Genomic DNA, 12,454 nt, shown 5'->3' with positions numbered 1-12,454 from the left:
TGTTTTGTTGGTTTCTGGAACGCTGTTATGGAGGTGTGGAGATGGTGTTCAAGGAGCTTCGTCCGCATCAGCGTGAGGCTGTTGATGCGGTTGTTCGGGCTCTGGATTTTCCTGCAGCGGGGATGCTGCCGGAGCGGGGCCTGCGCACTCAGGTGATCATGGCCACGGGTTCGGGCAAGAGCTTCGTGGCGGTGCGCAGTGCTGAGGAGCTTCGCGCGGGGCGGGTGCTGGTGTTGGTGCCGTCGCTGGATCTGCTGGAGCAGAGCGTGGCCGCGTGGCGTGAGGGGGGCCGTACGGGTCCGGTGGTGGGTGTCTCGTCCTTGCGGGGGGACGAGGTCGGGTTCGTCAACACCACGGACGTGGACGAGCTGGTGGCGTGGATCCGGGGGATGGAGTGGGTGACGGTGTTCGCCACGTATGCCTCTCTGGGGCTGGGCACGCTGGAGCGTGCGCATGCTGCCGGGCTTCCGGGGTGGGACCTGATCGTGGTCGACGAGGCGCACCGTACGTCTGGGCGGATCGGGAAGCCGTGGGCGGTTGTTCATGACAACTTGCGTATTCCGGCGGTGCGGCGGCTGTACATGACGGCCACCCCGCGGTTGTGGCAGTTCGGGGATGAGGGTGCCGGGCAGCCGGGCGGGGTGGTGGCGAGTATGGAAGACGATCCGGGGGGTCCGTTCGGCGGGCGCTGTTACACCCTGACGCTTTCCGAGGCGGTCGACCGGGGGATCTGCGCCCGGTACCAGGTCGTGTGCGTGGATGTGAGGGATGCGGACTTTCAGGCTGCGCTGCTGCTGGGGGAGAACGCTCGCAGTGACACGGTCCGCGGTGCGCGGCTCGCTGCTTTGCAGACGGCGCTGCTGAAGGCGTCGGCTGAGGAGGATCTGCGCAGGACGTTGGTCTTTCATCACCAGTTGAGGGAGGCCGAGAGTTTCGCGGCCGGTCTTCCCGGCGTCGCGGCGCGGCTGCACGCCGGCGATCCGGAGTTGTACCCGAAGACGGTGTGGGCGGATTGGCTGTGCGGCGAGCACGGGCCGGTGCGCCGTCGTCGGGTGCTGGGCGAGTTCGCCGACGGGGTCGCTGGTGACGGCACGGTGGTCGAGAAGGGTTTTCTGTCCTCGGTGAAGGTGCTCGGTGAGGGCGTGGACACGAGGGATTGTGATTCCGTGTATTGGGCGGATGTGCGTGGGTCCATGCCGGATCTGGTTCAGGCTGTGGGCAGGGCGCTGCGTGTGCAGCCCGGGGAGGGGAAGGTTGCCTCGCTGGTTGTGGCCGGTGTGCTGCTGGGTCCCGGTGAGGGTCCGCAGAACATGCTCACTTCCAAGGCCTATGCCGGGTTGGCCCGGCTGTTGGAGGCGTTGCGCGCGCATGATGCCCGGGTCGTTGAGGCTCTGGCCGAGCAGCAGGTTCGAAGCCGTCGTAGGTTCGTGGAAGAGGAGAGCGGCGTCGAGGGTGTCAGTGGTCCTGCCAGGGAGTTGCTGAAGTTTTCCGCTCCTCGTGACCATGCCGCTCTGGCCGCGTTCATCACGCTGCGTGTCCTGGATCCTGAGCACAAGCACTGGAGGCGCGGGGTCGAAGCTGCGGGTCTGTACCGGCGTGTGCATGGTGATCTGCGGGTGTCCTTCACCTTTCGCGTGCCGGTCGGCGAGGAGGGGGAGGCCGGGGGGTGGCCTGCGTCGCTGGCTGACTTTCCGCTGGGGCAGTGGCTTGCCGACGCTCGCCGCGCGTACGGGCAAGGTCGTCTGGATGACGGGCGGATCGCTCAGTTGGAGAAGCTGGGCATGATCTGGTCGCACTTCGACGTCGCCTTCGAGGAGGGGCTCGATGCGGCGCGGGCGTGGGCGGACGGGCACGGTCACCTCCTTGCTCCGGTGGGCGCTGTCGGCCAGGGCGGGTATCCGGTCGGGGACCTGGCTGCGGAATCAGCGCGCGGCTGCGAAGCGGGCGGATGAGGCCGTGCGGCGGCGCGGAGAGGGGCTTCCGGTCGGTTCCACGGCGGGGATGCTCTCCTCGGAGCGTCGCGAGGCGCTGGAGGAGATCGACCCGGCCTGGTGCCCTCCTTGGCCGGTGGACTGGCAGCGGTGTTTTCATCTCACGCGTCGTCACCGGGAAGCCGGCGGGAGGCTGCCCACCGAGCCGGGGGTTGTGATCGTGCAGGGTGATGATCTTGGGCGGTGGGTGGCTGCGCAGCGGCGCGGCTGGGACGCGCGCAGTGTGGCGCAGCAGTGGATGCTGCGGCATGTGCTGGGTGTCGAGCCCGCTACCGGGGTGGGGATGGCGGGGGTGCGGCGTAGCAGGGCGCAGATCTGGGCGTCGAATCTCGCGGCTGCGCGGCAGTATCGGGAGCGGGAGGGTCATTTGAATGTTCCCCGCTCGCATGTGGAGTGCGTGGAGGGTGTCGATTTCCGGCTTGGTGCGTTCATCTCCAACCAGCGCTCCCGGGTGGGGCGTCTTGCGCCTGAGCGTGCCGCTCAGCTCACGGAGTTGGGGATGCGCTGGGTGTGAGTGTGTGCCGATCCCGGGGGTTGGGGGTTGGTTTTGTTGGTGTGGTCGGGTTGGTCAGTAGTGGAGTTCTGCGTAGTCGATGTCGGTGAATTCGACGAGGAGGCCGGCGGCCCGGCGGCCTCGGTCCTTGAAGTACTGCTCCTGCAGTCCTTCGGCGATGATGGCGCGTAGTTGTTCCTCGGTGGCGGCTTGGGCCTGGGCGTCGAAGAGGCGTTGGGCGTAGGCGGGTGGCAGGTGCTGGGTGATGAGGCGGATGCGGCCGTCGTCGGTGGAGCCGGGTGCGGCGGTGAATCCGAAGCGGGCGCGGGTCTCGACGGTGATGCCGCCGGTGGTGGCGGCGCGTTTCTGGGCGCGTTGTTTGATGCGTGGCTGCCAGTCGCGGCGTACTTCTTCGGCGAGGCGGGCGGCGAGTGGTGCGCGGGGGCGTTTGAACTGGCCTGTGAGGTAGCGCTCGACGGTGCGCTGGGAGATGCCCAGGCGGTGGGCGACGGTGCGGGTGGAGCCCTTTTCGCTCTTGACGAGGAAGCGCATCCGGGCGCCGGCGCTCTTGGGGAGGGGGCGGGTGGTGGTGTTCTGGGCGGCTTTGGTGAGGCCGTCGCCGATGGTTCCCACGGGCTGCTCCTATTCTCCGCCGTCGGGGGTGTCGTCGTTCTTGATGTGGCGGGCGGGGTTGTGGCCGGCGTCGAGGAGTTCGGCGGCCCACAGGAAGGACTGGGTGCCTTCGTGTTTGACCATTCCGGGGCTGACGCCGAGGCGGAAGCCGCCCGGTACCGGTTTGCCGTCGTGGCCGCGTGGGAGGACGTCCAGCGGGGAGGGGCCGGCGGAAGGGTAGACGACGCAGTCGGAGAGCACCGCGAGGGGGAAGAGGTTTGCGGTGTCGGCGAGGCGGCGCATCTTGCGGTGCATGTTGATGCGGGCGGTGGAGATGACCGCGGCGCGGATGTCCGGCCGCCAGGTGGGGCGTTCCAGGGCCGGCCACCGGTCGCCGGGGCGGTAGCCGGCGCCCTGGGGGCGTTCGCGGAGCTTGCCGATGCCGCCCTTGACGGTGGCTTTGATGGCGGTGAGCAGCGCGGCCTGTCCCGGGTCGAGGCTCTTGTGGTGCTTCATTGCGGTGAGGTATTCGGCTTCGTCCATGCTTGTGGTGACGCCGAGGTGGGCCATGGTCGTCAGGTAGGCGTCCCGCAGCCGCTGGTACCAGGGGTCCAGGTAGGGGCCGCTGTCGGGGCGTAGGTATGCCTCCAGTGGGTGTACGTCATGGCCGAGTTCGAGGGCGTAGGCGAGGGTGGGGGTTGCATACCAGGCTGGTCCTGTGGGGCGGTCGCCGTGCGGGGTGAAGGGGTTGGGCAGCCGCGTGTCGAGGTCGATGTGGGAGAGGTCGGCCAGCCAGCAGCCGGGCAGCTTCTTGTCGAAGGCGGGTGCCTGGCGGTGTTCCGGGGCGCCGAGGCCGACGGTCAGCCGGTTCGCGGCCGCGGCGAACGCGGCGTTGACATCCAGGCCCACCACGAGAGGTGCTGTGCATTCGGCGTCGGTGAGCAGCTGCGGGTCGCGGATCCAGTCGTAGGCTTCCTCATCCAGCAGCTGCCCGTCCGTGCGGTGTTGGGCGAGTGGGTGTTCGGGGGGTGCTTCGGGTGGTGCCGGGTCCACGGCGGTGGTGAGCGATCCGGGCATCGGGGCGGAGGTGAAGGAGCCGGAGGTCTCCTGCCGTACGGCGCGGGTGGGTGGCCGCAGCGCGGTCATCAGTTCCAGGCCGCATACGGCGGTGGAGCCGCGGGGGGTCAGGACGCGGGTGGCGAAGTCGCCCAGGACGCGGGCGAGTTCGGCGGGGGGCAGCTGCGCGGCGGTGCCCCAGGAGCGGGTATCGAGCGCGCCCCAGGGCAGTACGGCGAGTTGCACGCACTGGCGGCGGCCGTCGTGGACGGGGCGGTAGATACGCGGCCACGGGCCGAAGCCACGGCGTGTGAGGTTCCAGCGGGCTGCGGTCAGTTGTTGCACTACCGGGTGGTCCTGTGGCAGACGCAAGCCGCGGCGGTCGGTCAACTCTGGGGGCAGGCCCAGGTGTTCGGCCGCTGCCGCGGTAAGGACGATGAGGGGGTCGGCGTCCTGGCCGGAGCGGTGCAGCCGTGGTGCGCCCAGGTTCGCTTCGGACAGTGTCCATTCGGCCAGTTCCGGGACCGTGGTGGCAGGACAGTCCAGGACGAGGCCGGCGGTGCAGTACGCGGAGCCGTCGCCGTCCAGTACCGCCAGCGGGCCGGCGGTGAACCGTGGATCGTCCTCCGCCGCGGCCGGCACCCGTTTCGCCGGCACCCGTTTCGCCGACGGGGCCTTCCCCGGCGCAGACCCCCCCGAGCAGCCCTCGCCCCGCGGCGTGACTCCCCTCTCCCCCACAACCCGCCGCGGCGAAGACCCCGCTCCCCACCCAGGAACCGGGGCCGGGGCCGACTCACGTTCGGGGGGCGGCTCCGGTGCCGGGGCCGGGGCCGGGGCCGACTCACGTTCGGGGGGCGGCTCCGGTGCCGGGGCCGGGGCCGGGGCCGACTCACGCTCCGGCTCATGCCCCGGTTCATGCCCATGCTCCGGTGCCGGGGCCGGCTCACGTTCGGGGGGCGGCACACCGGCACCAGCACTGTCCGCGCTCCCCCGCCCCGGGACAGAGTCCGCCTCCCGCCCTGCCCCTGCTGCCCGCACACCATCCGGCCGCTCCCGGCCCCCGCCCTCCGGCGGATACAGCTCAGCAAGCCTGCCCAACAACCGCGCATACGCCTCACGCTGCCGCCCCCGGGGCACACTCCTGCCCGCCTCCCACGACACCACCGTCGCCCGGCGCACCCCCAAAGCCCCCGCAACCTCCTCCTGCGTCAGCCCGTGAGCCCTCCGCAAACGCGCACGTTCCCCCGGCGCGGGCAACGCACTGCTCCCCGCAACCAACCCGTCAACCGCATCGAACAACCCCAACACCAACACCCCCAACGAACAGCGACAGCGAACAGCGACAGCGAACAGCGACAGCGAACAGCGACAGCGAACAGCGAGCGCGAACAGCGAGCGCACTTCACGCGTACATATAGCGCACCGAGCACCCCGCTCGCCCACGGTAATGCCGCGGGGATCCCCTGACGCCCGGGGCGAGCGCAGCCCTCCACAAGTCCCCGCCCCCGCACGGGGCCCGGGGGCTCTGCGAAGACCCGGGCCCGCCACAGCAGTTCACGTACCCGCCACGTCCCACGCGACGGTATCCCCACCCCCTGCCGTCAACCGCACGCAGCCGGCCCAGGCGGCGGCGTCCCGCGCGCCCCTGCGTGGGTGGCGGGTAAGGCGGGGGATCGGAGCGCAGCTGGGGAGAGCGGCCCAGCCGACGCCGGGGAGCGGGGGCGCGGGGTGGCGGTCTCGGGAAATGTTGAGTGGGACAATCCCCGGCCCAGTCCCCGTCGGGCGACGTCACAGATCCACAGCGCACCCACCGGCCGCCGCTCCCGCCTGCACACCGGCCGGCAGATACCGGAACACCTGCACTCGGACGGCGACGTGCCGTGGAACAGCATGGCCGGTGCCGCACCATAGGGCGGGGAACTGCCCACCGCAGTGCTCACACACGCCCGCCCCCTCCCGGAGGAAGCCACAACCTGGCACACCACACCGCACACGCGATCGCCGCACACCACAACGTCCCTGGCGGAACCGCCGCAGCACCCCCCACTCCCCGAGCACGGCAGACAACACAGCAGGCAACACGGCAGGCACCATGGCAGAAAACCCGCCAACAAAACCCAGCAGGAAACCACCCACCCACCACGCAGGTGGCACGACAGCCAACCCCAGCCCACGACAGGGAGCACGGCACCGCCGGAGAGGAGCTGGTCAGGATGCGGGTCACGGTCGTGGGCAGCGGTGACGCCTTCGGTACCGGGGGACGCTTCCAGACGTGCATCGTGCTCGGAGCGGACGACCCGGCCGCCGCCTCACACACCCTCCTCGACTGCGGCGCCACCAGCGCGGTCGCTCTCCAGCAGCAGGGGTTCGACCTGAACTCCATCGAGACGGTGCTGGTCACCCACCTCCACGCAGACCACTTCGGGGGCATTCCCTTCCTGGTGCTCGACGGTCAGTTCCGGCGCCGCACCAGGGACTTGACGGTGGTCGGGCCGCCGGGGACCGAGCGCCGCCTGGCCGAGGCCATGGAGGTGTGCTTCCCGGGGTCGACGTCGGTCCGGCGCCGCTTCTCGCTGCGTGTGCTCGAACACGCCGAGCGGACGCCGCTGGTGACCGACCCGTTCCCGGTGCGTCACTCCGCGGGTGCGCCCGCGTACGCGATCCGCGTCGAGGACGCCGCCACCCCGGCCCGTATCGCCTACTCCGGTGACACGGAATGGACCGACGCGCTCGTCGAAGTGGCGGAAGGCACCGGCCTGTTCCTGTGCGAAGGGTACGCTCCAGGCCCCGTGCGCTGGCATCTGGACCTGGCCACCCTGCAAGAGCAGCGTGGCCGGCTGGCCACACAGCGTCTCGTCCTGACGCATCTGTCACCGGCGGCGCTCGAGGCCGACCTGAACGGCTGGGACGTCGCCCACGACGGCCTGACCATGACGGTCTGACACCCCCGGGATGCACTCCCCGTGCTCCGGCAGCACACCTGTGCGCTGCCGGAGCACAGCAACGCGAAACCGAACGGGCCTGCGCGGAAGGGATGTTCAGCGCACCGCCGTGAAAACATCCAGGTTGCGCAGCTCGCTCCGCGTCACCTCGGAGAAGAGGCCGGTCAGCCCCCGCTCGATGCGCCGAAGCTTCTCCTGCGGCAGACGCAGACTGCGGGCGATACGCCCCGGCGCGGAGCCCCCGTGCCAGGCGATCACCACCCGCCCCCCGGGACGCAGCACCCGGTGCAACTCCCCCAGCCCGGCCTCCAGATCCGGCCAGACAGCGACGTTGTTGACGCAGACCAAGCGGTCGGCACTGCCGCCCTCAAGCCCGGTCTCCTCCGCCGTGCCCAGGCCCAGGCAGACGCGGCCGGCGCGTACCGCCGCACGGTTGGCGCGGATCGCGGCCGCACGCATCTCAGGTGAGGGATCCACCCCGCGGACCGTGGCGGCGCGGGTGCGGGCCGCGAGCAGCCCAACGAGGGCTCCAGGGCCGTAGCCCACCTCCACCACCTCATCACCGGGCCGCACATCAAGCAGCCCGACCACCTCGTTCTGCCGGTTGGTCCACCGCATGAACCACCCCGCCAGGCGCCCAGCGGCACCGGAAGGATGCGCGAAAGACGAAGTGACCGGCCCGTCCACGGCCCACGAGCGCAGATTCGTATCCATGACGCAACACTGGCACTCCAAACCGGCTTGACGTCACATGCCGCCCTGAACCCGGCCGGGACCGGTGAAGCGGCACACCGGCTGGGCACCACCACCCCAGCACCGCGCTACGACGAACAACGCCGCACCCTCACACCCACCACACCCGCCACACCCGCCACCCGGCACAACGGCCGGGTGGCGCATGTGGCGGCCCGAGGAGCTACGCAAGCTCACATTCCTACAGCTCATGCGACATCTGGGAACCAACCCGAACAACACCCGCACCGTCCCGCAGCAGCACCGACCCGGACCACGTGCAAGGGGTCAAAACTCGGCTGCCTCCAGGAACCGCTCGAGTTCAGCACGGGTGTCGGGCCCGCACGGCTGGAAGACGATCTCCGTGACGCCCTGCGCGGCGAAGTCGTCCAGCCGGCGCCGGATCTGGTCACGGGTGCCGCTGACCGTCACCTCCCGCAGCATCCGGTGACCGCCGGCCTTCCACGCGGCCTCGTCGGCTTCGTTGAGCTCGACGCAGTGCCCCTCATGGACCGCGAGGTGCCGCCGCTCCTGGGGGATCCGCTCCACGGCATCCATCCACTCCGCGCCGCCCGGGAGTTCACGCACGGCGCAGGGACCACCGAATTCATACGCCCCGTGGTAGGCCAGGGCCCAGCCCGGTCCGCCGGCCAGCCGCGCGTGCTCGGAATCCGAGGCCTCCCCTTCCTCCAGCACCGTTCCCCACACCAGATACGGCACCCACGAGTACTCCTTCATGAACTCCGGCAACCGCAGCGTGACATACAGGCCGTCGCCGATCTGCTCGGTCACTCCGTGACCCTTGGGGCCCAGAGCGCTGATCAGGACGGGAACATCGACCGGACGAGCGGGAGCATGCCCTTCCGGGTGCAGCATCTGCATCTGCGCACCCTCCCACTCCACGACCTCACCCCGCAGCAGACCCCGGTAAGCGCGGATATACGAGTCCATGTAAGACCAGCTGACCGCCCGATACCCCATAGCACGGCGACCGGTGAACCCCGTACCGAAAGCCACCACAACACGACCCGGCGCCAATTCCGCGAGGGTAGCGGTCGCAGCGGCATTGACCATCGGATGACGCAGACTGGGAATCAACACACCCGGCCCGAGACCTATCCGCTCGGTCCGCTCAGCGGCCAGCGCGAGAGTCATCCACACATCCGGACTCTGCTGAGGCGTGTCATACACCCACGCCCGCGCATATCCCAACCGCTCGGCCACAGCGATGTTGTCCGGCGAATCAGCAGCGGTCGGAAAAGCACAGGACACCTCCACAGGGGCCCCTCCATTTCTCCCATGACGGACAGGACGCCAACAAACAAGCCACCAACACACGCCGCACACACACCGTCAGGCAGTGTCCTTAAGGCAAGCCGGCGTGCGGGACCTCCACGCGTACCGACAACAGTTGCGCTTCGCGCACCGGGCGGCGTTCGTGTTCCGGGAAGGAAGGCGCCGCACACAAGAACAGAGTGCGGCCATCGTCACCACCGAGCATGCACGCGAACACACCCGTTCCCGTGGCTATCTCCTCCACGACCTCACCACCCTCCACAACACGCAAAACACGATGATGCAACGCATCCGCCACCCACACCGCGCCGTCGGCGTCCGCGCAGATTCCGTCGGGACCGACCTCAAGACGCTCGACGGCCTCGCCGACGTCCTCGGTGTCGGGTGTCTCGCCGAACTGCGCCCATGTGCGCCGGTTGCTCAACTCGCCGTCCTCGCCGACGTCGAAGGCGGTCAGCCTCCCGGCGAACGTCTCCGCGACGACCAGTACTCCGCCCGGCAGGATCACCATGCCGTTGGGGAAGCCGAGGTTCTGTGCCGCGGTCGTCACGGTGCCGTCCGGGTCGACCCGGGTGAGTGTGGTGTAGCGCAGCGCGGCCCCGCCCATGAGGTCGAAGCCGAAATTGCCGACGAAGGCACGTCCGTGCTCGTCGACGACCATGTCGTTGAGCACTCCGGAGACGGCGCCGGACAGGTCGGCGTGCTCGGTCAGCTCTCCCGTCTCAGCGCGGACGAGGACACGGTGATCGCGCATCGACACGATCAGTGTGCGCCCGTCGGGCAGGAAGCCGAGCCCGGACGGCTGGCCGGGCACCTCCGCCACGACCTCGATGGCACCACGCCCATCGGTCGCCACGACCTGATTGGTGTAGAAGTCCGACACCCACAGCCGGCCGTCGTGCCACCGCGGGCACTCCAGGTAGGAGTACCCGTCCAGCACGACCGTCAACTCCCGGGCCGACGGCTGTACTTCCTCCATCGTGACCTCGTTCCCCCACGTCGTCGTGGGCAGTTCGGAAGGCCTGGTCCCACGGTGGCTCCTGGGGCGGCCACGTCGCACGGCACGAGAGCGGCGCAACGAGGGTTGTGGGACGTACTGACTAAGCGCATAGTCATTCCACCGGGAATGGGTGTCAAGGGTCTGGGCGACGACTTCGGGAAAGGGTGGAGGAACACCGTGCGGCATCCCTTCGGAGCTGCGGCTGCGTCTCGCGGGCAGCCGACGGGACGGACGGCAGCCACGAATTCGCTGCGCACAGTTGCCCGTTCGCCGCAGAGGAGGAGAGCGTCGGTCAGTGACTGAGCGCATGGTCACTGGAGCGTGGTACACAGTTCGAGGCGTTCGTGACGCGGAGTCTCACCGGAAAGTCACCGCATGCGAGCAGGAAGCGAGCGCCAGCAGCGAAGCCGGGATCCGTACCGGAACCGCAGGAAGGGGCGTCTCGGCATGGCCAAACGGCAGGCCCGCTTCACACCGCGGGAGATGGAGGACGACCCCCGCCTGCAGGACCAGTCCCCGGATCTGTGGAACAAGGAGTTCGGGGACGTCGCCCGCGGACTGCTTGCCTCCGCCGTCCGCTGTTTCGCCGCCAACGGCTTCCACGCCACGACCACGCGCGACATCTCCGCCGGTGTCGGGCTCAGTCCGGCCGCGCTGTATGTGCACTTCCCGTCCAAAGAACTCGTGCTCTACGAGATCACGCGGATCGGCCACGAGCGCGCTCTCGCTCACATACAGGGGCCCGAAATCGAGGCGACCGCCGGCGCCGCGGACCGTCTGCACCTGCTCATGAGGCGGTACACCGCCTGGCACGCACGCCACCACGTGGCAGCGCGGGTCTGCCAGTACGAGCTCAACGGGCTTGCCCCGGAACACTACGACGAGATCCGGCAGCTGCGTCGCCGGACCAACGAGGTGTTCCGCGACGTCGTCGCCCGTGGCGTCGCGGACGGCACTTTCGCGCAGGTCGACGTCAACAGGGTCGTGCGCGGCACGCTCTCACTCGGCATCGACCTGGTCCGCTGGTACCGGCTGGACGGGCCCGACTCCCCTGAGGAACTCGGCGAGTTCTACGCCGATCTCGCTCTGAGGATGGTGACGAAGACCGCCGCACAGGACGAGCAGTCCGCAGGAGCACCGGCCCGGTCGCGCAACCGCCGGAAGGCCAGCAGCTCCCCGGTCTCTGTCACCGGGTAGCAGCTTCATGCACGTCGCGGGCAGCGCCGAGGCGGTGCTGGAATGCTCACATCGCACCGGCATGGACCGCTCTTCGTCGTTCTGCTCGGCCGGACCAGCTCACAGGAGGATGTGACAGTGCCGTTCAACCGTCTCGCCGCTGCTTCCGCCACCCGGATCGGACTCGGACTGGCCGCACTGGGGCGTCCCGGCTACATCAACCTCGGCCGGGAGTCCGATCTGCCCGCCGAGCGGACGGTCGAGGCGATGGAGGAACGTGTCCGCGCAGTACTCGACGCGGCATACGCACGCGGAGTGCGGTACTTCGACGTCGCTCGCTCCTACGGGAGGGCGGAGGAGTTTCTCGCCGGCTGGCTGCGGAGCCGCCCGGAAACCGACGATGCGGTGGTCGGCAGCAAGTGGGGCTACACGTATACGGCCGAGTGGCATGTCGGCGCGACGGTGAACGAGGTGAAGGACCACAGCCTGGCCACGTTCGAACGCCAACTGGCCGAGACACGCGGCTTTCTCGGCGACCGCCTCGACCTCTACCAGGTCCACTCCGTGACTCCCGACAGCCCCGTCCTCACAGATCGTGCCCTGCAGGTCCGCCTCGCCGCTCTCGCCGCCGAAGGCGTCACCATCGGTCTGTCCACGTCCGGTCCCGGGCAGCCGGCCGCCATCCGCGCCGCTCTCCCGGTCACGGTGGACGGCGTCCCGCTCTTCTCCAGCGTCCAGGCCACGTACAACCTGCTCGAACCCTCAGCAGGAACCGCCCTCGCCGAGGCGCACGACGCCGGGCGCACCGTCATCATCAAGGAGGCCCTCGCCAACGGCCGCCTCGTGCACGAGACGGCCGACTCGCCCCTCGGCTGCCTCGCGAGGGAGACCGGCACCACTCCCGATGCCCTGGCCATGGCCGCCGTACTGCGAGAACCGTGGGCCGACATCGTCCTGTCCGGCGCCGCCACGACGGGCCAGCTGGACGACAACACCTCGGCGGCGGCTGCGCACCTCACCGACGGCCACGTCGAACGACTGTCTGCCCTGGCTGTGCCGGCGACCGCCTACTGGCGGCACCGGGCAGCCCTGCCGTGGACCTGAACCGCACCTCTCGGACCGAGCAGCCTGGTCTTCGCCGCGGACCGCAGGTCAC

10 protein-coding genes are annotated in these 12,454 nt (G+C 69.6%); 5 read left to right on the top strand and 5 right to left on the bottom strand.

From position 1 onward, the window contains the following. The first annotated feature begins 41 nt into the window (after positions 1-41). Together ACSMXX_RS30805 and ACSMXX_RS30800 are read left to right on the top strand one after the other, a co-directional pair. On the top strand, positions 42-1,952 hold the full coding sequence (locus ACSMXX_RS30805; RefSeq protein ID WP_473181931.1) for a helicase associated domain-containing protein: 1,911 nt from the start codon (positions 42-44) through the stop codon (positions 1,950-1,952). Positions 1,953-2,001: 49 nt separating this feature from the next. Continuing rightward, positions 2,002-2,505, top strand: a complete 504-nt coding sequence (locus ACSMXX_RS30800) for a helicase associated domain-containing protein (RefSeq protein ID WP_473181930.1) — start codon at positions 2,002-2,004, stop codon at positions 2,503-2,505. A 54-nt stretch (positions 2,506-2,559) separates the two neighbouring features. Here the strand turns inward: ACSMXX_RS30800 and tpg are convergent, their stop codons facing one another. After that, complete coding sequence (gene tpg, locus ACSMXX_RS30795) at positions 2,560-3,117, bottom strand: telomere-protecting terminal protein Tpg (protein WP_473181929.1); 558 nt, start codon at positions 3,115-3,117, stop codon at positions 2,560-2,562. A gap of 9 nt (positions 3,118-3,126) precedes the next feature. Beyond that, positions 3,127-5,466, bottom strand: coding sequence for a telomere-associated protein Tap (gene tap / locus ACSMXX_RS30790; RefSeq protein WP_473185045.1), 2,340 nt, complete (start codon positions 5,464-5,466; stop codon positions 3,127-3,129). Between the two features lie 833 nt (positions 5,467-6,299). Between tap and ACSMXX_RS30785 the strand changes: the two genes are divergently transcribed. Continuing rightward, positions 6,300-7,094, top strand: a complete 795-nt coding sequence (locus ACSMXX_RS30785; protein ID WP_473181928.1) for an MBL fold metallo-hydrolase — start codon at positions 6,300-6,302, stop codon at positions 7,092-7,094. A gap of 96 nt (positions 7,095-7,190) precedes the next feature. On the opposite strand, the gene ACSMXX_RS30780 is transcribed toward ACSMXX_RS30785, so the two are convergent. The 3 genes from ACSMXX_RS30780 to ACSMXX_RS30770 form a co-directional block, all read right to left on the bottom strand. After that, the gene (locus tag ACSMXX_RS30780) at positions 7,191-7,808 is read right to left on the bottom strand and encodes a class I SAM-dependent methyltransferase (RefSeq protein ID WP_473181927.1); all 618 of its coding nucleotides are present in this window, start codon (positions 7,806-7,808) and stop codon (positions 7,191-7,193) included. Between the two features lie 306 nt (positions 7,809-8,114). Further along, positions 8,115-9,098: an LLM class flavin-dependent oxidoreductase gene (locus ACSMXX_RS30775; protein ID WP_473185044.1), complete on the bottom strand. Its 984-nt coding sequence runs from the start codon at positions 9,096-9,098 to the stop codon at positions 8,115-8,117. A 94-nt stretch (positions 9,099-9,192) separates the two neighbouring features. Beyond that, positions 9,193-10,101, bottom strand: a complete 909-nt coding sequence (locus tag ACSMXX_RS30770) for an SMP-30/gluconolactonase/LRE family protein (protein WP_473181926.1) — start codon at positions 10,099-10,101, stop codon at positions 9,193-9,195. 468 nt (positions 10,102-10,569) lie between these two features. Here ACSMXX_RS30770 and ACSMXX_RS30765 point away from each other — a divergent pair, with 468 nt between their 5' ends. Then, positions 10,570-11,319, top strand: a complete 750-nt coding sequence (locus tag ACSMXX_RS30765; protein WP_473181925.1) for a TetR/AcrR family transcriptional regulator — start codon at positions 10,570-10,572, stop codon at positions 11,317-11,319. Positions 11,320-11,436: 117 nt separating this feature from the next. Beyond that, positions 11,437-12,402, top strand: coding sequence for an aldo/keto reductase (locus ACSMXX_RS30760; protein ID WP_473181924.1), 966 nt, complete (start codon positions 11,437-11,439; stop codon positions 12,400-12,402). Positions 12,403-12,454: the final 52 nt, after the last annotated feature.

It is taken from the genome of Streptomyces sp. DSM 116795 (assembly GCF_055792905.1).
Note: the sequence above shows the minus strand (reverse complement) of the source record. Positions and strands in the feature narration are given on the sequence as shown.